This window comes from Streptomyces sp. NPDC001634, assembly GCF_040298185.1.
GTDB lineage: Bacteria > Actinomycetota > Actinomycetes > Streptomycetales > Streptomycetaceae > Streptomyces.
The window spans coordinates 50,505-75,394 of record NZ_JBEOZU010000009.1; the positions used below are offsets into that span (position 1 = coordinate 50,505).

The following is a 24,890-nucleotide window of genomic DNA, read 5'->3' on the forward strand; positions in this document are numbered from 1 at the left end:
GAAGGTCAGTGGTTCATGAAGGAGGTGACGGGCAGCGCGCGTTCGACGATGCGGACGTCGCCGAGCCGGCCGTGCAGGATCTGGTCGATCTTCCCGGCGTACTCGTAGCCTCCGAGCAGCCACGGCAGCCCGACCGAGGTGAGCCCGATCGCGGCGGCCTTCGGGTTGCGGACGACCGGGCAGCCCTCCACGTAGAGCGTGGTGTGCGTGCCGTCGTTGACGACCGCGAGGTGCCACCAGGTCTCCAGCGGCGTCTCCTGGCCCCAGTTGGTGGCGATGCCCTCCTGGTTCAGGGGGCGCACGGCCCACTGCGGCTCGCGGTCGTTCGACAGCGACAGCGTGGCCAGCGGCTCGTCGGGGTCGTCGGCGGTCTTGCCCGCGGAGCCGCCCGTACCCGTACGGCTGACGATGCCCGACCAGGCGTGGTGGGACGGGTCCCAGTCGGCGGGAAGACGGTAGAAGGCCTCAATGGTGTAACCGGCCTTGAAGGTGGCCGCGTTGAGGGGAGAGCCGTCCACCGTGCGCAGGTACGCGCCCTTCAGCGGGGACTTGAAGCCCTGGAACTCCAGGCTGCCATGGCCCGGCTGGTCCGGGTGGTGGTCGGAGGACCAGTTCAGCGCGCCGCCGCCGACCGTGACCAGGGTCAGATCGTTGCCGCGCCCGGACAGATCGCGGACGGTACCGGTCACGGCCGCGCCGTCGGTCTGCCCGTCGAAGCGCCAGTAGGCCACCGTGCCGGGAATCACCATCTTCGACGCCGGTCGCGCCGGGCGCGCGGGAACGGGGGCGAAGCCGGAGAAGCGCTTCTCGAAGTCGATGCCGACCGAGAACCGGTCCGCGTCACCGCTCAGCTCGATCTCCTGCCGCTCCAGCTCGTTGAGCCCCTTCGCGGCCCGGCCGAGGATCCAGGGGGAGACCGTCTCCACGTCGATGACGTTCCGGTCCAGGTCGAAGCGGTACAGACGGATCATCGCCGCGCCGCCGAAATAGCGGTTCTGGTAGTTCGTCAGATGCAGATGGACATCGTTGCCCGCTGCGTTCTTGCGGGTTGCACGGCCCGCCGGCCAGTAGTGCCCGTTGAGGGTGAGGAAGATCTGGTCGTGGTCCTTGACCAGTTGGTCCCACAGCTGCTGCCCGTAGGAGGACAGGGAGTCGTCCTCGACGACCAGTTCGTGCGTGGTGAGGATGACCGGTGTCCTCGGGTGCTGCGCGAGGACGTCCTTCGCCCAGGCGTAACCCTGCGCCGACAGCCGCCAGTCCAGCGCCAGTACCATCCACTCCCGCCCGGCGGCCCGGAAGAGGTGGAAGGTGTTGTAGCCGTCCGGGGAGGCGCCGCCGAAGGAGGGCTTGTCCTGGAAGCGCTGCGGACCGAACGTGTCCAGGTAGGGCGTCGAGCCGCGCTGGTCGGTGGTCGAGGACCGCACGTCGTGGTTGCCCGCGAGGACGCTGTAGCCGACACCCCGCCGGTCGAGCAGCTCGAACGCCTCGCCGATCGCGGCGAATTCGTCGTTGGCGCCGTTCTGCGTGAGGTCGCCGAGGTGGGACAGGAAGACGATGTTCTCGTCCTTGCCGTGTTCCAGGAGGTAGCGCAGCGAGGCCTCGAACGGAGCGGCGTAGATGCTCGGTCCGTCGAACAGATACTGGGTGTCGGGCATCACGGCGAACGTGAAACGGCGGCTGTCCGCGTCCGGCCGCCACCCGGCGGCCGACGCCGGGGCCGCCTCGGCGACGGCAGGCAGGGCGACCCCGGCCGTGGCGGCGGCGCCGAGCAGTGCGGTGGCTCTGAGGAAACTGCGTCGTCCGGCACCGGCCTGCGCGGCCTCGCCCTGGATGTGGTCATGCGAAGTACACATGGGTGCTCCGTAAGAGGTGACAGGGAAGAGGAAGCGTGGGGGGTTTCAGAGAACGCGCAGGGTCCAGCTCCAGCGATGGACGCCCGGTGCGATGCGATAGGAGGGGGAGGTGTCGGGGCCGCACGAGGCCGTGCCGAGCCCCCGGTGCGCCGCGTCGATGTGCACCACGCACCCCGAGCGCGGCACGAGCTCGTCGTGGTGCGAAGCGGCGGTCAGATCCTCGGCGCGGTGACGGGTGACGGACACCTGGCGCGGCTGGTCGAGCGTGACCGCGAGGCCCGTGGCGTCCGGCGCCGACAGCGTGAAACGGCGGACGCCGTGCCGGCCGCCGCTTTCCTGGGGACGTAGATAGGGGGTGAACAGTTCGTCCACGGGAACGGAGTGGTGGCCCACGGGCGCACCCGCGCTCCGGTCGGGATACGACTCCCAGGGCCCCTGCCCGAACCAGTCCAGCAGATCCAGGCCCGCCACCGTCTCGAAGACCGAACCGACCCGTGCCACGTCGTCGAACTGGTCCGGAAGCTCGGCCTGTTCATCGATCCGGACCCCGCCCTCGACCGGCGTGAACACCTGCCGGTGGCGGACGACACCGACCGTGCCGGCGTACTCGGCGATCACGGACACCCGTGCACCGTCCCGGCGCACGGAGACGACCTTGCGGACGAGGGAGTCGAGCCCCCAGGCGCGCCAGCGCAGCGCCATGCCGCCCAGCTCGTCGTTGTCGGTGGGGGCGCGCCAGAGGGAGAGCGTGGGGGCGGCCGTGAGGAGCGGGTGGACGAGGAGGCCCTCGCCGTCGACCTCGACGGGACGGTCCGCCACCGGCGGGTCCTGGACCACGGAGGCGGCGCGCAGCCGTACCTGCGGCGTACACACCTCCGTGCCCCGCGGCGCCCACGGCAGGTCCTCCGCCGTCGTCACCCGCAGCGTCAGCCAGGCTTCGCCCCCGTCCCGCGGCAGTTCGAACGGCAGGGGCACTGCCGCCGTCTCGCCGGGACACAGGTCGGGCAGTTCGGCCGGCGCGGTCAGTGTGCGGCCGTCGGCGAGGGACAGCTCCCAGCGGCCCGTGAGCCAGTCCAGGCCGCGGAAGTGCTGGTGGTTGCCGAGGACGATCCCCTCGTGCTTGTAGCACTGGATCCGTACCGGCGCCGCGATCTCGCGGTGCTCGTACAGCGCGGGTTTCGGGGTGCGGTCGGGGAAGACGACCCCGTCGGCGATGAAGGCGCCGTCGTGGATCGTCTCACCGAAGTCACCGCCGTACGCCCAGCGGTGGCCGGGCGCGGCGACACCGTTGTCATACAGTCCGGCGCCCGCGCGCCCGGCAGGTCTTCCGTCGCTCACGCGCTGGAGAATGCCGTGGTCCCAGAACTCCCAGATGAAGCCGCCCTGAAGACCCGGGGTGGACTCGATGGCCGCCCAGTGGTCGGCGAGCGTGCCGTTGCTGTTGCCCATGGCGTGCGAGTATTCGCACTGGATGAGCGGTTTCGTCCGCTCCCCGGACAGCGCGTGCGCGACGCAGTCCTCGATCGGCGCGTACATCGGACAGGCGATGTCTGAGGCCAGGTCCGGGTCGGCCCAGCCACGCTTGGCGGCCCCCTCGTACTGGAGAGGCCGGGTCGGATCGTACCGCCGTACCCAGCCGGCCGCCGCGTCGTGATGCGCGCCGTAGTCGGACTCGTTGCCCAGCGACCAGATGATGACGGACGGGTGGTTCTTGTCCCGCAGCACCATCCGCGAGACCCGGTCCACAAAGGCGTTCAGATAGCGCGGGTCGTCGGCGATCTCGTGGGCGTGGTCGTGGGACTCGATGTCCGCCTCGTCGACGACGTAGAAGCCGAGCTCGTCGGCGAGGTCGTACAACCCTGGATCATTGGGGTAGTGGGCGGTGCGGATCGCATTGAAGCCGAAACGCTTCAGCAGCACGAGGTCCGCACGCATGTCCTCGTACGACACCGTCCGGCCGGTCAGCGGATGGAAGTCGTGCCGGTTGACGCCCCGGATGAACACGCGCTCCCCGTTGACCAGCAGATCCCGCCCGACGATCTCGACATCGCGGAAGCCCACGCGGTGGTACGACGTGTCGGCGACCGTGCCGTCCGCGCGGTGCAACCGCACCGTCAGGCCGTACAGCTCGGGCGTCTCGGCGTTCCAGGTGCGGACCTCGGGGACGGTGGTGCGCATCCGCGCTTCGCCGAGGAAGGCGGAGACGCGCTCGTCCTCGGCGTTGATCCGGTCGAACTCCTCGTCCTGGGCGAGGAGATGCCCCTCCAGCTCCCCGCTGACGTACCACCCCTCGGGCAGCGCCCCGCCCGTGTCCCGCACCCGGCAGTCCACCTGCAGTTCGCCGTCGAGCCGGGCCCGAACGGTCACGTCCGCGAGGTGCAGCGGGTCCGTCGCGTACAGCAGCACCGACCGGGTGATCCCGCCGTGCCACCACTGGTCCTGGTCCTCGATGTGCGAGGCGTCCGACCACTTCACCACGGTCAGCCGTACGACGGCCCGCTCACCGGGACGTACGACACCGGACAGGTCGAACTCGGCGGCCAGATGGGAGTCCTTGGAGATGCCGACGGGCCGCCCGTCCACGTGCACCAGCAGCACGCTCTCGGCGGCCCCGATCCTGAGCACGATCCGGCGTCCGGCCCACTCGGCCGGTACGTCCACCTCACGCTCGTGGACGCCTGTCGGATTGGCCGCGGGCGAGGCGGGCGGGAACTCGGCGAACGGCATACGGACGTTGGTGTACTGCGGCAGGTCGTCCGTGCCCTGCAGCGTCCAGACGCCGGGGACGTACGACGACGACCAGGCCTCTGCCAAGGGCGCGTCCGGCGCCGGCAGAAGCTGGAAGCGCCAGTCGCCGTCCAGACAGAGGGCTCCGGAGCGCCGGTCCACGGCGTTCATCGGCAGTCGCCCCCATGAGGTCACCTCGGGTGCCTCCCAGGGGCGGAGCGCCAGCAACGGGTCCATCAGCGGATTGCCCCCTTGCCGAGGTCGCCGATGATCTGCCGGGCGCCGATCGCGAACACGATCAGCAGCGGGACGAGGGCGAGCAGCGCGCCGGTCATGACCATCCCGTAGTCGGTGGTGCCATGGGTGCCGTTGAGTTGGGACAGTGCGACCTGGAGGGTGACGTTGTCCGGGTTGGTGAGGGCGATCAGCGGCCAGGCGTAGTCGTTCCACTGGCCCATGAAGGTGAAGATGCCGAGGAAGGCGAGACCGGGACGGACCACCGGCAGCGCCACGTGCCAGTACTGGCGCAGGAAGTTCGCCCCGTCGATCCGTGAGGCGTCGAGCAGCTCGTCGTGGATGGCGCCCTTCATGTACTGGCGCATCCAGAAGATGCCGAACGCGTTGGCAGACGCCGGCACGATCAGCGAGGTCATCGAACCGATCCAGCCGAGCTTCGCCATGATCACGAACTGTGGGATGGCGGCCAGCTGTGCCGGGACCATGAAGATGACCATCAGCAGCGCGAACAGCACCCTGCGGCCGGGGAACTCGAACTTGGCGAAGACGAAGGCCGCCAGCGAGTCGAAGAAGAGGACCAGGAAGGTCACCGAGCCGGCCACCAGCAGGGAGTTGAACATCGAGCCGAAGAAATCGATGTTGTCGAAGAGATGGCGGACGTTCTGAAGGAAGTGCGAACCCGGCAGCAGCTTCGGCGGGTACGAGAAGATCTCCGACGAGGTGTGCGTCGACATGATCACGGCCCAGTAGAACGGGAAGGCCGACAGCAGCAACCCGATGACCAGGACGGCGTGGAGTGCGATCCCCCGGCTCCGGGTGCCCCGGACGGCCTTCGGTCGCCGTGTGCCTTGGACGGATGCCATGGTGAGCGGCCTCCCTAGTCTTCGCCCCGGCGCTGCACCAGGCGCCAGTTGATGATCGAGAAGAGGATGACGACGAGGAAGATGCCCCAGGCCACGGCGGCGCCGTAGCCGAAGTCGTTGTTGTCGAAGGTCTGCTGGAAGAAGTAGAGAACCATCGTCCGGCCCGCGTGGCCCGGACCGCCCGAGAAGGTCGAGTCGTTGGCGGTCGTCTGCAGCAGCACCTGCGGTTCGGAGAAGCTCTGCAGACCGGTGACCGTCGAGACGACGAGCACGAAGAGCAGTACCGGCCGCATCATGGGCAGCGTGATCCGGAAGAAGGTCTGCACGGCGCCCGCGCCGTCCATCCGCGCCGCCTCGTACAGCTCGCCCGGGATGGTCTGCAGACCGGCGAGGAAGATGATCGCGTTGTAGCCGGTCCACTGCCAGGTCATCAGCGTCGCGATGGCGACCTTGATGCCCCACGGGGTGTTCAGCCATGCCACCTGGTCCAGGCCCACCGCCTGCAACAGGGCGTTGACCAGGCCGAAGTTGGTGGAGAACACCGAGCCGAAGATGATCGCGACGGCCACGACCGAGGTGACGTTCGGCAGGAAGTAGGCGAAGCGGTAGACGTTCTTGAAACGGACCGCCGCATTGAGCATCACGGCCGTCACCATCGCCAGGAAGATCATGGGGAAGGTGGCCAGCGCCCAGATGACGATGGTGTTCCCGACCGAGCTCCAGAAGTCGCTGTCGCCCAGCAGGTATTGGTACTGCGTAAGGCCCGCCCACTCCATCGAGCCGAGGCCGTCCCAGCGGTGGAAGGAGACATAGAGCGAGAAGCCGACGGGGATCAGGCCGAAGCCGAGGAAGAGGAGGTAGAAGGGGGAGATGGCGGCGTAGAGGTGCCAGTACTCGCGGAACCCCTTCTTCGGCTGCGCGGCGGGCGGGTCCGCCAGGGACGCCGGGGGTTTCTCCAGTGCGGGGAGGGTGGCCATCAGTGGCTCACCCCCAGATGATCGGCGATACGACGGCACTTGCTCATGGCGTCACTCCAGGCCTTCTTCGGGTCCTTGCCGAGGACGCCGACGTTCTTGATCTCGTCCTTGACGGGCTGCCCGAGCGCCACGTCGAACGGGCTGTTGTAGGCGACCGCGATCTTCTGCGCGGCGGGACCGAAGACGTCCATCGTGACCTGGCCGCCGAAGAACGGATCGGGCTCGCGCAGCTGCTCGAGGCCGTACGAGGCGGGGGTGGAGGGGAAAAGTCCCGCGTCCACGAAGCCCTGGGCCTGGTTGGGCGCGTCCAGGATCCATGTGATGATCTCGAAGGCCCGCTCGGGCTCGCGGCACGCCTTGGTGATCGACAGGAACGAGCCGCCGTTGTTCGAGGGCCGCACGGGCATGTCGGCGACCCGCCATTTGCCCTTGGTGTTCGGAACACCGCTCTTGATGTCGTTGGTCGCCCAGGAGGCACCGAGCTGGCTGGGCAGCTTGCCGTCCTGGATGGCCGACAGCTGGTCCGGAGTACCGTTGACGAGGTTCGAGACGATCCCCCGCCGTTTGGCCTCCACGGCCAGCGCCCAGGCGGCGCGCACATGCTCCTGGTCGCCGATGAAGTGGCGGTCCTTGTCGACATAACGCTTGCTGCCCTGCTGCACCGCGTTCTCGAAGACGGCGTTGACGTCGGTGAGCAGACAGGTCCCCGGGATCCGCTTCTTGAGCTGCTCACCCGCCGCGAAGAACCTCTCCCAGGTGTCCAGCTCCCGGGACACGTCGGCGGGTTCGTACGGGAGCCCGGCCTTGCGGAAGACGTCGTACTGGTAGAAGTGCGCGACCGGGCCGCAGTCGATGGGGAATCCGACCATCGTGCCGTCGTCGGCGATGCCCTGGTCCCACTTCCACGGCAGGTACTGGCTCTTGTACTTCTGCGCGCCCAGGGTCCGCAGGTCCACGAACTGGTCGGCGTCGGGCAGGTAGGACGCCATGTCCTCGCCCTTGAGGCCCGCGATGTCGGGGATGTGGGCACGGCCGGCCATTGTGGTGATCAGCTTGGACCGGTAGTAGCCGCCGATCTTGATGGCCTGCAGGTTCACCGTGCGGTCGTAGCGGGCCCTGGCCTTCTCGACGACCGTGTCGCCGAGGCCGCCGTCCCAGTACCACAGGACCATGTTCCGGCCTGTCGAACCGGTTGGAACCGCACAGCCGGACGCCAGGCCGCCGAGAGTCGTGGCGGCCGTACCGGCCAGCCCCGCGCGCAGCAGGCCCCTTCGTGAGAGCCGCACGCTCCCACCCCTTTCGGAACTTTTCGGGACGTCGTACGAGAACGACGTCGTATGAGAACAAGGGGTGTGTCACAGATGCCGTGCGGGCGGCGTGACGGGCGCGTAGGCGACGGGCGGGCCGACGTCCGCGGGGATGCGGTCCGCCAGGAAGCCGTACGCACCCTTCAGATCGGGGTCGGTCTGCGAGCGCCACCAGCGGTCGACGCCGTACCAGCCGGGGGCGGCCAGCGCGCCACCGGGCCGTGCGACGGAGAGCCCGGCCGCGAGCACGGCGAACCGCAGCCGCTGAGCCAGTGGCCAGCCGCCCAGCGAGGCCGCGACGAAGCTTGCGCCGAAGACGTCGCCGGCGCCCGTGGCATCGAGGACATCGATGTCGAGGGCGGGGACCTCCGCGTATTCGCCCGTCGTCTGGTCGACGGCCATCGCGCCGTCCCCGCCCCGCGTGACCACGGCCACCGGCACCAGTTCGGAGAGTGTGCCGAGCGCGGCGACAGCGCTGTCGGTGCGGGTGTAGGCCATCGCCTCGGTCTCGTTGGGGAGGAAGGCGTGGCACAGGGAGAGCTGGTCGAGCAGGTCGCGGGACCACTGCTGGGTGGGGTCCCAGCCGACGTCCGCGTAGATGTGCGTGCCGTTCGCGGCCGCCTTGGCGAGCCACGCGCGCGGCTCGGCCTCTATGTGCACCAGGGCCGTGCGCGCCTCGGGCGGGTCGCCCATGAGCACGTCCTGGGAGTGCGGTGGGTCCTGTCCGTGGGTGACCAGGGCTCGGTCGTGGATGGGGGTCCCCTCTGCTCGAGCAGAGCCGAGAGCTTGGGGGAAGGTGAGGGAGACGGTGACGGGGGTGGGCCAGCCGGCCGCCGTCCGGGAGAGCGAGAGGTCGATGCCCTCCTGGTCGCGCAGGACGTCACGGCAGTACTCGCCGTAGAAGTCGTCCCCGAAGACCGTGGCCAGCGAGGTCTTCAGACCGAACCGGGACGCGGCCACCGCCAGATTGGCGATGCCGCCCGGGCCGCAGCCCATCCCGGCGGTCCAGATCTCCTCGCCCGGAGTCGGGGGCTTTCCCAGCCCCGTGAGGACGAGGTCGTAGAAGAGCAGCCCGGTCAGCAGCACATCGGGCCGGTCGTCGTCCACGGATACGTCCTCTCGTCAGAGTCTTCAATTCGGTGAGCGGAATCGTGCGTTGCTCCCACGAGATTGGTCAATACCCGAGCAGAACTGAGCATGGATTTGATTGAAGATGACGAGTAGTGTTCATCGCGTGCTGGCAGAACGACGACACCAACTCATCCTGCGGGCCCTGCGCTCCGGTGGCCCCGCGGCCGTGACCGATCTCTCCGAGCAGCTGGGTGTGAGCCCCGCCACTATCAGGCGCGACCTGGTCAAACTCGAGGAGGACGGCCTGCTCACACGCGTCCACGGAGGCGCGGTCGTGGAGGAGGGCGACCAGCCCTTCGCCGAGGTCGCCGAGGTGCGCGTGTCCGAGAAGGACGCCATAGCGGCGCGAGCCGCCGAGATGATCAGTGACGGCCAGTCGGTGCTGCTCGACATCGGCACCACCGCCTACCGCCTGGCCCGCCAGCTGCACGGCCGCCGCCTCACCGTGATCACCAGCAATCTGGTGGTCTACGAGGAGCTCGCCGACGACGAGGGCATCGAGCTGGTCCTGCTCGGCGGCATGGTCCGCCGCGAGTACCGCTCCCTGGTCGGCTTCCTCACCGAGGACAACCTGCGCCAGCTGCACGCCGACTGGCTCTTCCTCGGTACCAGCGGAGTGCGCCCGGGCGGGCAGGTGATGGACACGACGGTCGTCGAGGTGCCGGTCAAGCGCGCCATGATCAAGGCCGGCGACCAGGTCGTCCTGCTCGCCGACGCGGCGAAGTTCCCGGGTACGGGCATGGCGAAGGTCTGCGGTCCCGAGGACCTGGACGTGCTGGTGACGGACGCGCCCGTGGACGCGGTGACCCGGTCCTCCCTGGAGGAGGCGGGTGTCGAGGTGGTCGTGGCAGGAGAGGTGCAACCGTGAAACTGACGATTCTGGGCGGCGGCGGATTCCGGGTGCCGCTCGTGTACGGGGCGCTCCTCGGGGACCGTGCCGAGGGCCGGGTCACCCGTGTCGTGCTGCACGACCTGGACGCGGACCGGCTGTCGGCCGTGACCCGCGTACTGGCCGAGCAGGCTTCCCGCGTGCCCGACGCACCCGAGGTGACCGCAACGACCGACCTCGACGAGGCCCTGCGCGGCGCCGACTTCGTGTTCTCCGCGATCCGCGTCGGCGGTCTGGAGGGCCGGGCGAACGACGAGCGGGTGGCCCTCGCGGAGGGCGTCCTGGGTCAGGAGACGGCCGGCGCGGGCGGTATCGCGTACGGCCTGCGGACCGTGCCCGTGGCCGTCGACATCGCGCAGCGGGTGGCCCGGCTCGCCCCCGACGCCTGGGTCATCAACTTCACCAACCCGGCGGGCCTCGTCACCGAGGCCATGTCCCGCCACCTCGGCGACCGCGTCATCGGCATCTGTGACTCCCCGGTCGGTCTCGGCCGCCGTATCGCGCGCGTGCTCGGCGCGAACCCGAAGGAGGCGTGGATCGACTACGTCGGCCTCAACCACCTCGGCTGGGTCCGCGGCCTGCGCATCGCCGGACGGGACGAACTCCCGCGCCTGCTCGCCGACCCCGACCTGCTCGGCTCCTTCGAGGAGGGCAAGCTCTTCGGCGTCGACTGGCTCCAGTCGCTCGGCGCGATCCCCAACGAGTACCTGCACTACTACTACTTCAACCGGGAAGCCGTGCGGGCCTATCGCGAGGCCGACAAGACCCGCGGCGCCTTCCTCCGTGACCAGCAGGCGCACTTCTACGAGGAGGCCCGGCGCACGGACGTCTCGGCCCTGGAGGCCTGGGAGCGCACCCGCGCCGAGCGCGAGGCCACGTACATGGCCGAGAACCGGGAGACGGCCGGCGCGGGCGAGCGCGAGGCCGACGACCTCTCCGGCGGCTACGAGAAGGTTGCGCTGGCGCTGATGCGGGCCATCGCGCGCGACGAGCGCACGACGCTGATCCTCAACGTACGCAACCAGGGCACCCTGTCCGTCCTCGACACGGACGCCGTCATCGAGGTCCCGTGCCTGGTCGACGCCAACGGGGCGCACCCGGTCGCCGTCGACCCGCTGCCCGACCACGCCACCGGCCTGGTCTGCGCGGTCAAGGCCGTCGAGCGCGAGGTGCTCGCCGCCGCCGAGTCCGGCTCCCGTACGACGGCTGTGAAGGCCTTCGCCCTGCACCCGCTGGTCGACTCGGTGAACGTGGCCCGGCGGCTGGTCGAGGGCTACACGGCCGTCCACCCCGGCCTCGCCTACCTGAAGTAAGCTCCTGGCGGAAAGCGCTTTCCCCGTCGCCTGTCCTCCGTCTTCTTCTCTCCGCTCTTTCTCTGGAGACCTCTCATGCACGACGAACGCCGCCGCATCGAGGAGCGCCTAGAGCGCCTCCACAACCAGCGCATCAAGCCCGCGATCCACGCGGCCGCCGTCCCCTTCGAGGTGGAGGCCTGGCAGGCCCCGGGGGAGCCGGTGCCCTTCGAGGAGGCCGCGGCCGCCCCGTACGAGCCCTTCGCGATGGACACCCCCTGGGGTCCGCCCTGGGGGACGACCTGGTTCCGGATGCGTGGACAGGTGCCCGCCGCCTACGCGGGCAAGCGTGTCGAGGCCGTCATCGACCTCGGTTTCGTGGGCGACTGGCCCGGCAACCAGGCCGAGGCCCTCGTCCACCTCACGGACGGCACACCGCTGAAGGCCGTCAACCCGCTCAACCAGTACGTGCCGATCGCCAACCCGGCGGCGGGCGGCGAGGAGATCCACTATCTGGTCGAGGCCGCCTCCAACCCGGACATCCTCGCCAATGACTTCGCCGCTCCGACCCCGCTCGGCGATGTGCTCACGGCCGGCGACAAGCCGCTCTACACCTTCAAGCGCGCCGACATCGCCGTCCTGGACGAGGAGGTCTGGCACCTCGACCTCGACGTCCAGGTGCTGCGCGAGCTGATGCTCGAGCTGGGCGAGCACGACCCGCGGCGGCACGAGATCATGCACGCGCTCGACCGGGCGATGGACCTGCTGGACCTGGACGACATCTCCGGCTCCGCAGCGGAGGTCCGCGCCGCCCTGAAGCCCGTGCTGTCCAAGCCGGCCAACGCGAGCGCGCACATCATCTCCGGCGTCGGTCACGCGCATATCGACTCGGCGTGGCTGTGGCCGATCCGGGAGACCAAGCGCAAGACGTCCCGCACCTTCTCCAATGTGACGTCGCTGGCCGACGAGTACAAGGAGTTCATCTTCGCCTGCTCGCAGGCCCAGCAGTACGAGTGGGTGCGCGACAACTACCCCCACGTCTGGGCCCGCATCCAGGAGTCGGTGAAGAAGGGCCAGTGGGCGCCGGTCGGCGGCATGTGGGTCGAGGCCGACGGCAATCTGCCCGGCGGCGAGGCGATCGCCCGCCAGCTGATCCACGGCAAGCGGTTCTTCATCGAGCACTTCGGCATCGAGACCAAGGGCGTCTGGCTGCCGGACTCCTTCGGCTACACCGCGGCCTATCCGCAGCTCGCCAAGCTCGCCGGCAACGAGTGGTTCCTCACCCAGAAGATCTCCTGGAACCAGACCAACAAGTTCCCCCACCACACCTTCTGGTGGGAGGGCATCGACGGTACCCGCATCTTCACGCACTTCCCGCCGGTCGACACCTACAACGCCCGCTTCAGCGGCGAGGAGATGTCCCGCGCCGTGCGCAACTACTCCGAGAAGGGCGGCGCCACGCGTTCCCTCGCGCCGTTCGGCTGGGGCGACGGCGGTGGCGGCCCCACCCGCGAGATCATGGAGCGGGCACGGCGGCTGAAGGACCTGGAGGGCTCCCCGAAGGTCGAGATCGAACACCCCGACGCGTTCTTCGCGAAGGCCCTCCAGGAGTACCCGGACGCCCCGGTCTGGGTCGGCGAGCTCTACCTGGAGCTGCACCGCGCCACCTACACCTCCCAGGCCCGCACCAAGCAGGGCAACCGGCGCAGCGAACACCGCCTGCGCGAGGCCGAGTTGTGGGCGACGACGGCAGCGCTGCACGCACCGGGCTACGCCTACCCGTACGAGAAGCTGGACCGCCTGTGGAAGACGGTCCTCCTCCACCAGTTCCACGACATCCTGCCCGGCTCGTCGATCGCCTGGGTGCACCGCGAGGCGGAGGCCGAATACGCCCGTGTGGCCGGGGAACTGGAGGAGCTGACGGCCGAGGCGGTCGCCGCGCTCGGCGCCGGGGGGACGCGCGTCTTCAACACGAGCCCGTACGACCGCGCCGCAGTGGTCCGCACACCCGAGGGCGCACCGGCGTACGTCGAGGTGCCCGCCAACGGCAGCGCGTCCCTCGGCGGAGGCGGAGCCGAGCCCCCGCAGCCGGTGACGGTCACGGGCTGCGTCCTCGACAACGGGCTGGTCCGGGTCGAGATGGCCGAGGACGGCACGCTGGCGTCCGTAAGGGACCTCAGGGCGAACCGCGAGGTCCTCGCCGACAAGGGCAACCTGCTGCGCCTGCACACGGATCTGCCCAACTACTGGGACGCCTGGGACATCGACAAGCACTACAAGAACCGGTACACGGACCTGCTGGACGCCGAGTCGGTCACGGTGGTCGAGGAGGACCCGCTCGTCGGCGCGATCCGCGTGGAGCGCTCCTTCGGCAAGGGATCGAAGATCACCCAGACGATCACCGTCCGCGCGGGCAGCCCCCGGATCGACATCGAGACGGACATCGACTGGCACGAGGCCGAGAAGATCCTCAAGGCCGGCTTCCCGGTGGACATCCGGGCGCCGCACTCCTCGGCGGAGATCCAGTTCGGCCACGTCCAGCGGCCCACCCACACCAACACCAGCTGGGAGGCGGCCCGCTTCGAGGTCTCCGGCCACCGCTGGGTGCACATCGGTGAACCCGGCTACGGTGTCGCGGTCATCAACGACTCCACATACGGCCACGACGTCTCCCGCACGGTCCGCGAGGACGGCGGTACGACGACCACGGTCCGGCTGAGTCTGGTGCGCGCCCCGCGCGTCCCGGACCCGGGGGCCGACCAGGGCCGGCACCGCTTCACGTATGCGCTGCTGCCCGGCGCGAGCATCGAGGACGCGGTCGCCGAGGGCTACTCGCTCAACCTGCCGCTGCGGGTGGCGGATTCGGCGGGTGCGCCCGAACCGGTCGTCTCCGTCGACGGCGACGGTGTGACCGTCGAGGCCGTCAAGCTCGCCGACGACCGGTCCGGCGACGTCGTCGTTCGGCTCTACGAGTCCCGCGGCGGCCGTGCGGAGGGGATGCTGCGCACCGGCTTCCCGCTCGCCGGCGCCCAGGTCACCGACCTGCTGGAGCGACCGCTTCAGGACGCGGACGTCGACGGCGACGGCGCGGTCCGCGTCGGGCTGCGCCCCTTCCAGATCCTGACGCTGCGGCTGAAGCGTGCCGAGGTGAGGTGACCGGTGGCCATACAACCCTGGTTCAACGACGGCAAGTTGGGGGTCTTCGTCCACTGGGGCATCTACGCCGTCGACGGCGTCCAGGAGTCCTGGTCGTTCTACGACGACATCGTCCCCTACGACCAGTACATGTCCCAGCTCGACCGCTTCACGGCATCGCGCTACAACCCCCGTGACTGGGCGAAGCTGTTCGCCCGCGCGGGCGCCAGGTACGCCGTGCTGACCACTCGCCACCACGACGGCGTCGCCCTGTGGGACACCGCCCACGGCAATCTGAACGTGGGCCGCGACCTGATCGCCGGATACGCCGAGGCCCTGCGCGAGCAGGGCCTCAAGGTCGGCCTCTACTACTCGCACTCCGACTGGAGCCACCCCGACTACGCCTCCACGCGCAAGCCGGGCCGTCCGCCGGAGCTGGAGGACAACCGGTACTCCGAGGTGGCGGCCGAGCTCGAGGACCTGGACGCATGGGAGCGGTTCATCGCCTACCGCGACGGCCAGATCCGCGAGCTCACCTCCCGCTACAAGCCCGACCTGATGTGGTTCGACGGCGAGTGGGACCGCAGCGAGGAGCAGTGGCGCATCCCCGAACTCGCCGCGCTGATCCGCTCCGAGGTGCCGCACGTGGTCTTCAACGCCCGCATGCTCAGTGAGGGCGACTACGCGACGCCGGAACAGGGCGCGCCCGTCGTGCCGCCCGAGGGCCCCTGGGAGCTGTGCCTGACGATCAACGACTCGTGGGGCCACCAGCATCACGATCACAACCACAAGTCGGTGGACCAGCTGATCCGCTACTTCGCCGAGACGATCGGCGGCGGTGGCAATCTGCTGCTCAGCGTCGGTCCACGGGAGGACGGCACGATCCCGGACGAGCAGGCCGAGCGGCTGGAGGGGCTCGGCGACTGGATCCGGGTGCACGCGGAGGCCGTGTACGGGACGGTGCGCGGGCTCCCCGCCGGACACCACTACGGCCCGAGCACCCTCTCCCCGGACCGCCGCACGCTGTACCTGATCCTCTTCGACGCCCCGCGCGCCGAGATCAACGTACGCGGCCTGCTCGGCTCGGTGCGCCGGGTCACCGTGCTCGGCAGCGGCACCGAACTGGCCCACCGGGTCACCGGCGGTCTGCACGAGACCCCCGGGGTGCTGTGGATCGAGCCGCCCGCCGCGGCGGACCTCGACCCGCACGCCACGGTGCTCGCCGTCGAACTGGACGGGGAACTGGAGTTGTACCGGGGGTCCGGCCGGTTCTGACCGGTGTGGGGGTGCCCGGCTCACCGGGCACCCCCACCCTCATGCTCAGCCGGTGAAGCCGGCCGTGATGGACGTGAACTGCCAGTTGTTCTGGCTGATGCCGGAGCAGTTGCTCACCACGCCGCCGCCGGCGCACGGCCGGTCGCGGTTGACGGCCCAGAAGGCGAGGCGGGCGATGTGGTGGGAGTTCGCCCAGTCGCGGATCTGGGTCCAGATCGCCGGGGTGGTGTTCTCCTGCTGGTCGGACAGGCCGTTCATCCCGGAGATGCCGATGTGGGAGTAGGCCGTCGCGTCGTCCCAGCCGAATGTGGACTTCAGCTTGGTCTTCAGGCCCTCGGCCGCGTTCACCGTGTTGCCGTACATGTCGGAGCCGCCTCCGAAGTCGAACGGCATGATGGTGAAGACGTCGATGTTGGCGTTCAGCGACTGCGCCTGCTCGATGAGCCGGTTGCCGTAGTAGGTCGGGCCGGTCGTCGAGGTCCCGAAGGTGACGATGGTCTTCAGACCCGGGTTGTTCGCCTTCACGGTCTTCAGCGCGGTCAGGATCTTCGCCTGCACGGCCTCGTTCTCGAACTCGTCCGAGTTCTCGATGTCCATGTCGATCGCCTTGAGGCCGTAGGCGTCGATCACCTTCTGCAGGGCTCCGGCGAGCGCGCTCGCGGAGGAGCAGTTGGCGCCTAGCTTGCTGCCCTGCCAGCCGCCGAACGACGGGACGATGTCACCACCCGCGGAGCGGATCTGGTTGATGGCGGTCTGGTCGACACCGCCGGTCAGCGCCCGGCTGCCGTCCCAGGCGGGGGTGCAGCCGCCCGAGTCGAGCACGAACGCCATCGTGAACCACTTGATCCCGGTCGCGCTCATCACCGTGGTCGGGCTCGGCGGGTCGCCCCAGCCCTCGTACAGGTACGGCGCGGCCTGCTTGAAGCCGGTGCCGCCACCGCTGCCCGCGTCCGTGGTGACGGTCACGGCGTTGGAGGCCGCCGAGACGTTCCCGGCCGCGTCGCGCGCCTTGACGGTGAAGGTGTAGGAGGTGCTCGACGAGAGCCCGCTGACCGTGGCCGTCGTACCGGAGACACTGAGCACCTGGTTCGAGCCGCTGTAGATGTCGTACGCCGTCACGCCGACGTTGTCGGTCGAGGCGTTCCACTTCAGCGACACGCTCGACGAGGTCTTGCCGGTGGAGGTCAGACCGGTCGGCGCGGTCGGCGCCTGGGTGTCCGAGCCGCCGCCACCACCGCCGGGTCCGTCCAGGCTGATGTCGTCGGCGTAGTACGTGCCCTGCGCGTACCAGCCGTGGACGTAGATCGTGGCGCTGGTCTGCGAGGCGCCGGTCGTGAAGGAGACGGACAGCTGGCTGTACGCCGACGGGGACGTCGTCCAGGTCGAGGCGCCGCCGTTCACGCCGAGGTAGACATAGCTGCCGCGGACCCATCCGCTGAGGGTGTACGTCGTGTTCGGCTGGACCGACACCGTCTGGGTGCACTGGGCGTTGTCGCTCGAACTCGCCGCCCCCGCAAGGGCCTTGGAGCCGCTGTGGACGGGGCTGGAGACGACCGAGCCCAGATTCCCCGTACAGGACCAGGGCGAGAGGCTGCCCGACTCGAAGCCGGGGTTGGACAGGATGTTGGCCGCATGGGCGGTCCCGGGGAGGGCGACCGCCCCGGCGAGGGCCAGGGCGGCGGAGCCGATGAGTGCGAAGAAGGCACGTCTGGACCGACTGAGAAGTGTGCGCACGCGATCTCCCTGAAGAGAATGGGGGTTCGGGAGTGCAGGGGAGTGCAGAAGGGTGCGCAACCAAGTTGGTATGGACCAATCCTGGTGTCAAGGGCTGAGCACGGATTGGTCCAGACCGGTGGGGTGTGAGGCCCTGACATCTGTGCGGCTCCGCCGCGTGGGCGCGAGCAGCCAAGCGCAACCCGCACCCGGAAGACGTCCTAGAGCGGCAGGGCCTCTGCCGCACCAACCTCCGCCGAGGCGATCGGAACCGGCGGCAAAACCGGAGCCTGCTCCAACTCCTCCGTCCGCTGCTGAGGAAGTGAAACGGAACGAACGGGCCGCGGCCCCGCCACCACCGTGTAGTCCGTCCCCAGGAACGGCGGAACAACCTCACCCGGATCCTCGCCGAGCGCCAACTGGACTGCCGCCCAGGGGGCGTTGACACCGCACAGCGACAGCTGGTGCAGCCCGCCCGCCGGGCGCGTGTTCACGTCCAGCAGCACCGGCTCGTCGCCGTACATCCTGAACTGGATGTTGGAGAGGTAGTGCAGCCCGAAGCCCTCCGCGAGCCGCCTGGCCGGCTCCAGCCACTGCTCGTGCAGAGTGAAGCCCCGGCGGCGGCCGTTCTTGGTGCGGCCCACCGCCATACGGATCCGGTTGTCGGGCCCGGTCAGGCAGTCGACCGACACCTCCGGCTGCTCCAGACGCGGCATCACCAGCCAGTCGACGGGCTCGTCGGCCTCGTGCAGCGCCTGGACGACGAGGTCCAGCTGCACGTACGAGCTCGGGAATCCGCTGAGGTGCACCAGCGAGAAGGGGGCCCGGGTGATGATGCGGAACCCCACCCCGCCCGCGCCCGCCGCCGGCTTGAAGCACGCCTTGTGCCCGTCGGCCTCCAACTCCTCCACGGCGGCGATGAGTTCGTCCTCGTTCGTGACCCGCCACCATGGCGGAACCGGGACCCCGATCGACTGCGCCGCCTGGTACGCCGTCACCTTGTCCTGGAAGACGGCCACCGCCTCTGCGGTCGGCGCCAGCAGCGCCGTACCGGCCGCCTCGAACTCGGCGCGGTGCGCGACGATCGCCTCCTGGTGCAGGCGGGGCACGAACACGTCGATGCCGCGGCGCGTGCACTGGTCGAGGGCGTACTCGACGTATGCGGCCGGGGACAGGCCCTCCGGCTCCAGGTCGGCGGTGTCGGCGGCGGCCAGGACGGGCGAGTCGGCGTCGCCGTGCGTGGCATGGATCTCGACGGCCCGGTCGCTGGGATTTCTCCGCAGCTGATCCATGAAGAACACGTTCTCCGCGTACGTGCGGTTGAGCCAGACGCGTACGCGAGAGACCATTCAGGCCGCCTTTCACGGTTTGCGGGCAGGGCGGAGCAGGCCGTGCCCGGCCAGGGGAGAGGGAGGTACACCGGACCGCCGTACGCGAAAAGGCGTTCGTGACGGAAGTGCTGGGGCGATCATAGGGCCTTTCGGGCGCCGCCACTGCTACGCGCGTGTTACGGATTCTCCCCGGCTCTTGTTCGAGCGGCAAGGGGGGTTCGGAGGGACCCCGGCGCATGCGGTGACCGCCGTTTCGCAGGACTCCCGGGCGCCTGCCGCGGGTCGCTCTTGTCCGTCGGCGACCCGATGTGTTCTCGTGTTCCCATTCGGTTCTCGAAAGGGGCGAGGGTGGAGTCGACGGACGGTCGTGGCCACCTGCTCGCGATCAGCGACCTGCACATCGGGTACCCCGAGAACCGCGCTCTCGTCGAACGCATGGAGCCCACGTCGGACGAGGACTGGCTTCTGGTCGCCGGTGACGTGGCCGAGACCGTCGCCGACATCCGCTGGGCCCTGGAGCTGCTGGCCGGCCGTTTTCGCAAGGTCATCTGGGCCCCCGGCAACCACGAGTTGTGGACCCACCAGAAGGACACCGTCACCCTGCGCGGCGTCGAACGCTACGAGTATCTGGTCGACATGTGCCGGGAGCTGGGTGTGATCAGCCCCGAGGACCCCTACCCGGTCTGGCAGGGGGCGGGCGGCCCGGCGGTCGTCGCGCCGCTCTTCCTGCTCTACGACTACTCGTTCCTGCCCCCCGGCTGCACGACCAAGGAGCAGGGACTGGAGTACGCGCACGGCACCGGGATCGTGTGCACCGACGAGTTCCTGCTGCACCCCGACCCCTACCCGAGCCGCGAGGCGTGGTGCCGGGCCCGGGTCGCCGAGACCGAGCGCAGGCTGGAGGAGCTCCCCGGCGAACTGCCCGCCGTGCTGGTGAACCACTATCCGCTGGACCGGCACCCCACGGACATCCTGCGCTACCCCGAGTTCGCCATGTGGTGCGGCACCCGGCTCACCGCCGACTGGCACCGCCGCTTCCGGGTCGCGTGCATGGTCTACGGTCATCTGCACATCCCGCGGACCACCCATCACGAGGGCGTGCGCTTCGAAGAGGTGTCGGTGGGCTACCCCCGCGAATGGCGCCCGCGCCCGGAACCGCCGGGGAGGCTGCGCCGCATTCTGCCGATGGAGGTCCAAGCAGGTGATCGAGGAGCTGCTCCCGGGGTCGGTCGCGGTCGTGGAGGCACACGGCGATGACGCGCTCGGCGACGGCGTCTGTCTCTACCCCGAGGAAGAGGCGGTCATAGCGCGCGCCGTCGACAAGCGCCGCCGGGAGTTCACCGCCGTGCGCGCCTGCGCGCGGCACGCCATGGAGAAGCTCGGCGTGCCGCCGCAGCCGGTGCTGCCCGGCGAGCGCGGTGCACCGCGCTGGCCGGAAGGGCTGGTCGGCAGCATGACCCACTGCGAGGGCTACTGCGCCGCCGCGCTGGCCCGCGTCGGCGAGCTGGCCTCGCTCGGCATCGACGCGGAACCCCACGACCGGCTGCCGGACGGCGTCCTGGAGGCCGTGGCCCTGCCCACCGAGCAGACCCGGCTGCGGGGCCTCGCCCGCAGCCACCCCTCCTTCCACTGGGACCGGCTGCTGTTCAGCGCCAAGGAGTCCGTCTACAAGGCATGGTTCCCCCTGACCGGGAAGTGGCTCGACTTCCTGGAGGCGGACATAGAGATCGCCCCGGGTGCCGCCGCGGACGTCTCCGGCGGCTTCCGGGCACGGCTTCTGGTCCCGGGCCCGCTGGTCGACGGCCGACGCATCGAGGTCTTCGACGGGCGTTGGACCATACAGCGCGGGCTGGCCGCCACGGCCGTCGTCGTACCCCACCCCTGAGTCACCGGGGACACCAGTCTCCGAGCAGCCGGAAGAACTCCTCCTCGGTGCCCCTGAGCCCCGCCTCCGCCAGGGCCCGGTCCGCCTCGGCCAGGGCACCGGTCGGGACCACGGGTGGTCGGTGCGGGTCCGGCGGGCTGTCGAAGGCGGCTCGTACGGTGTGGAGGAGGCGCAGATAGGCCTGTACGGCGGCGCGTTGGCGGTCGGTCAGTACGGCGGTCGGCATCGGTCGGCTCTCCCCGGGTCGGCCGGGCGACGTGGTGTCGCGCGGCGGTACGTGCACGGCACGCCCCCCGCGATACGCGGACGGTCTCCGCGCGCACGGGTGGCACACCTCCAGCTTGCCGTCCGCCACTGACAATCCCGTTTCCGTACTCGTGGGTTCGCCCGCTTAGCGGAGGCGAAACCTTCCTGAAATCCGTCGTGGCTCGAGGTCCCTACGCTTGACTCAGGAAGGGCTTTCGGCCGCCTCCCCGGCGGCCAGGGGGAAGGGAGGTGAGCCGTGGACGTCCCGGTCCGGCACGTACCCAGACTGCGTTCCGTGGGTGACGGCGAACTCCGGTTGCACCACCGCGTCGTCCACGGCTACCGGCGCGCCTTCCGGATGGCGGGCGAGGGGCCGGCGCTCGTGCTCATCCACGGCATCGGGGACTCCTCGGCGACCTGGGCCGAAGTCATCCCCGACCTCGCCCGCACCCACACCGTGCTCGCGCCCGATCTGCTGGGCCACGGCGATTCCGACAAGCCGCGTGCCGACTACTCCGTGGCCGCGTACGCCAACGGGGTGCGCGATCTGCTCACCGTGCTCGGCATCGAGTCGGCCACGCTGGTGGGGCACTCGCTGGGCGGCGGGGTCGCGATGCAGTTCGCGTACCAGTTCCCCGAGCGCACCGAGCGGTTGATCCTGGTCAGCGCCGGGGGAGTGGGGCGGGAGGTCAACCCGGTGCTGCGGGCCGTCTCACTCCCCGGCGCGCACCTGATGCTCTCGACCCTCCGGCTGCCCGGCATGCGGCTCCAAGTGGGCCTGTTCGCCCACCTGATGAAACTGCTGGACACCGATCTCGGCCAGGACGCACCGGAGTTGCTGACCCTGGTGGACGCGCTGCCGGACGGAACGTCCCGCAGCGCGTTCATCCGTACGCTGCGGGCCGTGGTCGACTGGCGCGGACAGGCGGTGACCATGCTCGACCGCTGCTATCTGACCGAGGGCATGCCCACGATGCTGATATGGGGCGACCGGGACAGCGTGGTGCCGGTGCGGCACGCCTACGGCGCGCACGAGGCGATGCCGGGCAGCCGTCTGGAGATCTTCGAGGGCGCAGGCCACTTCCCGTTCCACAGCGATCCCGCGCGCTTCCTCGCCCTGGTCGAGGAGTTCACGAGGACCACGCTCGCGGCGGACTGGAGCCGCGACCACTGGCGCGAACTCCTGCGCACGGGCCGCCCCGGCACGGCGGCGGGCCACCCCGACACGGCCTACACCAGGGCGCTGGAGCGGGATCTGCGGGAGGCGAGCGAACGCAGCGCGACCTGAGGCCGCCGCCGGGAGCCGACCGGTGACGTTCCGTGCGGTCGGGGCCGGGCGGCCTCGACAAAATCGCGGGGCCGTGACAGGGAGGGAAGTCTAAGCCGCACGTTCCCTGGCCGCAGGGTCCTCCGGACCCTCCGCCCTGCCCGTGACCGCCTCCCACTCGGCGCGCGTCAGCGGCGGGGCCGTCAGTTGCGGGCGGCGCGGGCCGCGCAGGACCGCGAGCACAACGGCCGGCCTCAGCAGCTCACTCGTCGGCTTCGACAGCGTGACCACGTCGAAGAACGCCTTGGCGACCAGCGGGCGGCCCGTCGCGGCGAGCATCAGGCGGTTGACATACGCACTAAGGAGACGGTTCGCGAGGCCCGGGGCCTTGCCGATCGCCCCCGGGTAGTGGATGTCCGTGCTGGTCGCGAACTCCCAGGCCGTCGCCACCGGCCGGGCCACCCCCCGCTGCACCCGCCGTGCGAGCCCCGGTGCCGTCAGCCCGTGCTCGCCGACCTGCGCTCCCAGCGCCACCGCGCCCTGCGCGGCAACGGTCAGCCCATGCCCGTAGACGGGGTTGTACGTGGCCACCGAGTCGCCGATCGCCACGAACCCTTCGGGCCAGCCCTTGACCTTCTCGTAGAACCGTCGGCGATTGACCGTGCTGCGGGTGACGACCGGGTCCGACAGCGGCTCCGCGTGGGCGATCAACTCACCCACCACCGGATGCCGAACGCTACCGCGCGCGAATGCCTCGAACTCCTCGGCCGAGGCGGGTGGTTCACCGCCGCGGGTGCCCGAGAGCGTCACCAGCCACCGTCCGCCCTCGATCGGCTCGATGGTCGTCGTCCGCCCCGGCACCGGAACCGTCGCGTCCGACTGCACGTTGACCAGTGGGAATTCCTCCGTTCCCGGCGGCGCCCGGAAGATCCGGCTGGAGTAGGCGAGCCCGGAGTCCACCTCCTCCAGCGGCGCCTCGGGCACGCCCAGCGCCTGCAGCCAGAACGAGGCCCGTGAACCGCGGCCCGACGCGTCGACGACCAGGTCGGCCTCCAGTATCCGCTCCTCGTCGTCCGCCGTCCGCACACGCACGCCGGTCACCCGTGACGCTCCGCCCTCCAGGGCCAGTAGTTCCGTGCGCTGCAGCACGGTTACGCGCTCGTTCTTGACGACCCGCTCCCGCACCACCCAGTCGAGCAGATCCCGGCTGCACGCGATCATGAACTGCATCTCGGGCCAGCGCCGGAACCAGCCCCGCGGCTGCATCGACACCAGCCCCGTAGGCAGCGGGATACGCCGGGCGCCCGATGCCAGCCACGCGTCGGTCACCCCCGGCAGCAGCTCCTCCATGGCGCGGGCACCCCCGGACCAGATCACATGCACATGCCGGGCCTGCGGGAGTCCCTTGCGTGGCTCGGGGCCGTCGGGCAGCACGTCCCGCTCGACGACGGTGACGTCGGCGTACGCGCTCAGAGCCGCGGCGGCCAGCATGCCGGCCATACCGCCGCCGATGACGACGGTCCTACGGGGTGCCGCACCCGGGGAGGTGCTAGCGGGTTCGCTCATGGAAGTCGCTTCCTGGCCTGGTCCCGGCCGACCCCCGGGCGGCCGCGACAACGGGTGACTGACGCAGGGCGATCGACATCCGCACGAGGTCGCGGGGACCCTCGGGGGACGCCGGCGGGGCATCGTTCGCCCCCGCCGACCGGATCACCCTGCCCTCCGGGTCGGCGGCCCGTGCCCGCACCGCGACCGCCACCATCACCGCGTCGGCCTCGGCCTGCGCCTGGGCCGACTCGGAGCCCGCCGCCACGGCGGCGTCGTAGGCGCGGGCGCGCACCTCGGAGTCGAAGTAGGGGTACAGGCTGAGCATGCCGTCGTGGATGTCGGACTCCCGCTGTGTCACCTGCAGTTCGGCCGCCGACCACCAGGCGATCCGCACCCCGCGGTCCGCGTGGGCGGACACCGGCCGCAGCTCACGCCACAGGGGCCCGAGCCGACGGTACGTCGACCAGGTGCTCCAACTGTCCCCGACCCGCTGGCAGGCCAGCGGAAGGCAGAAGCCGACCGCGCTGATCTGCGCCCCTGCGGAGGCCAGCACGGGCGCCGCGTCGCTGCTCAGATAGTCCAGGTCGAGGCCGTACCAGCGGGCGATGACGGCGGTGAACTTGGTCGACAGATAGGCCAGGTTGAACAGATAGCCGGTCACGATGATCAGCAGCCCGGCGCGCAGCCAGCCGCGCACCTGGAGGGCCCAGCGTCCGCACATGAAGTTCATCGCGACACCGGCGACGGTGAGCGCCAGCAGATACAGCACGATCATCTCGCGCATGTACGGCGTCCGGGCGTAGTACGTGTCGAAGTCCACCAGCCGTTCCACCGGGGCGTGGCCGAGGGCGAACAGCGTGATCAGGGCGGCGATCACCACACCGTACCCGGCGATGATCCGCCGGGAGGTGCGGCGGGTCTCGTCGGGCGGTCCGCCGCGCCAGTTGACGACGAGCACCAGGCACGACGCGCTGAATGCACTCAGCAGGCAGTACACCAGCGGCGCCGAGAAGTTCGTGACGCCCGTGAGGTCGTTGACCTTCGCGATCGTCGGCGGCGCGGCGAAGAAGAACACCAACCCGGCCAGCGCGAGCAGCGCGCAGACCGACCGTAGCAGCGGATCGCGCCACGAACGCGTCAGCGCGGGCGCCTTGACCGCGAGGGCCACCCCCATCGCGGCGGCCGGCAGGTAGTAGCTGGAACCGTCCATGGTC

At 70.1% G+C, this 24,890-nt stretch carries 18 protein-coding genes; 7 read left to right on the forward strand and 11 right to left on the reverse strand.

Translation table 11 applies throughout. From position 1 onward, the window contains the following. Nucleotides 1–5 precede the first annotated feature (5 nt). From ABT186_RS08135 to ABT186_RS08160, 6 genes are all read right to left on the reverse strand, one after another. Entirely contained in the window at nucleotides 6–1,853 is a 1,848-nt protein-coding gene (locus tag ABT186_RS08135; protein ID WP_351924151.1) for a LamG-like jellyroll fold domain-containing protein, read from the reverse strand. Between the two features lie 45 nt (nucleotides 1,854–1,898). Then, the gene (locus ABT186_RS08140) at nucleotides 1,899–4,817 is read right to left on the reverse strand and encodes a glycoside hydrolase family 2 TIM barrel-domain containing protein (RefSeq protein WP_351924153.1); all 2,919 of its coding nucleotides are present in this window, start codon (nucleotides 4,815–4,817) and stop codon (nucleotides 1,899–1,901) included. Further along, complete coding sequence (locus ABT186_RS08145) at nucleotides 4,817–5,680, reverse strand: carbohydrate ABC transporter permease (protein WP_351222930.1); 864 nt, start codon at nucleotides 5,678–5,680, stop codon at nucleotides 4,817–4,819. Before ABT186_RS08145 ends, ABT186_RS08140 begins: the two co-directional genes overlap by 1 nt. 14 nt (nucleotides 5,681–5,694) lie before the next feature. After that, nucleotides 5,695–6,657, reverse strand: coding sequence for a carbohydrate ABC transporter permease (locus tag ABT186_RS08150; protein WP_351924154.1), 963 nt, complete (start codon nucleotides 6,655–6,657; stop codon nucleotides 5,695–5,697). Next, entirely contained in the window at nucleotides 6,657–7,943 is a 1,287-nt protein-coding gene (locus ABT186_RS08155) for an ABC transporter substrate-binding protein (protein WP_351222926.1), read from the reverse strand. Before ABT186_RS08155 ends, ABT186_RS08150 begins: the two co-directional genes overlap by 1 nt. Nucleotides 7,944–8,012: 69 nt before the next feature. Beyond that, nucleotides 8,013–9,071, reverse strand: a complete 1,059-nt coding sequence (locus ABT186_RS08160) for a carbohydrate kinase family protein (protein WP_351222924.1) — start codon at nucleotides 9,069–9,071, stop codon at nucleotides 8,013–8,015. Nucleotides 9,072–9,198: 127 nt separating this feature from the next. Here ABT186_RS08160 and ABT186_RS08165 point away from each other — a divergent pair, with 127 nt between their 5' ends. From ABT186_RS08165 to ABT186_RS08180, 4 genes are all read left to right on the forward strand, one after another. Further along, nucleotides 9,199–9,963: a DeoR/GlpR family DNA-binding transcription regulator gene (locus ABT186_RS08165; protein ID WP_351222922.1), complete on the forward strand. Its 765-nt coding sequence runs from the start codon at nucleotides 9,199–9,201 to the stop codon at nucleotides 9,961–9,963. Further along, a complete protein-coding gene (locus ABT186_RS08170) occupies nucleotides 9,960–11,297 on the forward strand; it encodes a 6-phospho-beta-glucosidase (protein ID WP_351924156.1) in 1,338 nt (445 codons plus the stop codon). The genes ABT186_RS08165 and ABT186_RS08170 overlap by 4 nt, the downstream gene beginning before the upstream one ends. Nucleotides 11,298–11,372: 75 nt before the next feature. Beyond that, a complete protein-coding gene (locus ABT186_RS08175) occupies nucleotides 11,373–14,432 on the forward strand; it encodes an alpha-mannosidase (RefSeq protein ID WP_351924158.1) in 3,060 nt (1,019 codons plus the stop codon). Nucleotides 14,433–14,435: 3 nt separating this feature from the next. Then, entirely contained in the window at nucleotides 14,436–15,686 is a 1,251-nt protein-coding gene (locus tag ABT186_RS08180; RefSeq protein WP_351222916.1) for an alpha-L-fucosidase, read from the forward strand. A gap of 45 nt (nucleotides 15,687–15,731) precedes the next feature. Here the strand turns inward: ABT186_RS08180 and ABT186_RS08185 are convergent, their stop codons facing one another. Both ABT186_RS08185 and ABT186_RS08190 read right to left on the reverse strand, forming a co-directional pair. Next, nucleotides 15,732–17,420: a carbohydrate binding domain-containing protein gene (locus ABT186_RS08185; RefSeq protein ID WP_351222914.1), complete on the reverse strand. Its 1,689-nt coding sequence runs from the start codon at nucleotides 17,418–17,420 to the stop codon at nucleotides 15,732–15,734. A 200-nt stretch (nucleotides 17,421–17,620) separates the two neighbouring features. Continuing rightward, a complete protein-coding gene (locus tag ABT186_RS08190) occupies nucleotides 17,621–18,748 on the reverse strand; it encodes an ATP-grasp domain-containing protein (protein WP_351222912.1) in 1,128 nt (375 codons plus the stop codon). A 330-nt stretch (nucleotides 18,749–19,078) separates the two neighbouring features. Between ABT186_RS08190 and ABT186_RS08195 the strand changes: the two genes are divergently transcribed. After that, entirely contained in the window at nucleotides 19,079–19,987 is a 909-nt protein-coding gene (locus ABT186_RS08195; RefSeq protein ID WP_351222910.1) for a metallophosphoesterase family protein, read from the forward strand. Then, complete coding sequence (locus tag ABT186_RS08200) at nucleotides 19,932–20,615, forward strand: 4'-phosphopantetheinyl transferase family protein (protein WP_351222908.1); 684 nt, start codon at nucleotides 19,932–19,934, stop codon at nucleotides 20,613–20,615. The genes ABT186_RS08195 and ABT186_RS08200 overlap by 56 nt, the downstream gene beginning before the upstream one ends. Before the next feature lies 1 nt (nucleotide 20,616). Here ABT186_RS08200 and ABT186_RS08205 read toward each other — a convergent pair whose 3' ends face one another. Further along, nucleotides 20,617–20,841, reverse strand: a complete 225-nt coding sequence (locus ABT186_RS08205) for a hypothetical protein (protein WP_351222906.1) — start codon at nucleotides 20,839–20,841, stop codon at nucleotides 20,617–20,619. 276 nt (nucleotides 20,842–21,117) lie between these two features. On the opposite strand from ABT186_RS08205, the gene ABT186_RS08210 reads away from it, so the two are divergent. Further along, entirely contained in the window at nucleotides 21,118–22,149 is a 1,032-nt protein-coding gene (locus ABT186_RS08210; protein ID WP_351924160.1) for an alpha/beta fold hydrolase, read from the forward strand. 90 nt (nucleotides 22,150–22,239) lie between these two features. Here ABT186_RS08210 and ABT186_RS08215 read toward each other — a convergent pair whose 3' ends face one another. Continuing rightward, entirely contained in the window at nucleotides 22,240–23,694 is a 1,455-nt protein-coding gene (locus ABT186_RS08215; RefSeq protein WP_351924162.1) for an NAD(P)/FAD-dependent oxidoreductase, read from the reverse strand. After that, the gene (locus ABT186_RS08220) at nucleotides 23,678–24,886 is read right to left on the reverse strand and encodes an MAB_1171c family putative transporter (protein WP_351222900.1); all 1,209 of its coding nucleotides are present in this window, start codon (nucleotides 24,884–24,886) and stop codon (nucleotides 23,678–23,680) included. Before ABT186_RS08220 ends, ABT186_RS08215 begins: the two co-directional genes overlap by 17 nt. Nucleotides 24,887–24,890: the final 4 nt, after the last annotated feature.

What these genes read in the sequence shown, in the direction of transcription:
- ABT186_RS08220 (WP_351222900.1), bottom strand. Translation starts at nt 24,886, where the DNA reads ATGGACGGTTCCAGCTACTACCTGCCGGCCGCCGCGATGGGGGTGGCC.
- ABT186_RS08150 (WP_351924154.1), bottom strand. Translation starts at nt 6,657, where the DNA reads ATGGCCACCCTCCCCGCACTGGAGAAACCCCCGGCGTCCCTGGCGGAC.
- ABT186_RS08175 (WP_351924158.1), top strand. Translation starts at nt 11,373, where the DNA reads ATGCACGACGAACGCCGCCGCATCGAGGAGCGCCTAGAGCGCCTCCAC.
- ABT186_RS08135 (WP_351924151.1), bottom strand. Translation starts at nt 1,853, where the DNA reads ATGTGTACTTCGCATGACCACATCCAGGGCGAGGCCGCGCAGGCCGGT.
- ABT186_RS08205 (WP_351222906.1), bottom strand. Translation starts at nt 20,841, where the DNA reads ATGCCGACCGCCGTACTGACCGACCGCCAACGCGCCGCCGTACAGGCC.
- ABT186_RS08140 (WP_351924153.1), bottom strand. Translation starts at nt 4,817, where the DNA reads ATGGACCCGTTGCTGGCGCTCCGCCCCTGGGAGGCACCCGAGGTGACC.
- ABT186_RS08190 (WP_351222912.1), bottom strand. Translation starts at nt 18,748, where the DNA reads ATGGTCTCTCGCGTACGCGTCTGGCTCAACCGCACGTACGCGGAGAAC.
- ABT186_RS08215 (WP_351924162.1), bottom strand. Translation starts at nt 23,694, where the DNA reads ATGAGCGAACCCGCTAGCACCTCCCCGGGTGCGGCACCCCGTAGGACC.
- ABT186_RS08145 (WP_351222930.1), bottom strand. Translation starts at nt 5,680, where the DNA reads ATGGCATCCGTCCAAGGCACACGGCGACCGAAGGCCGTCCGGGGCACC.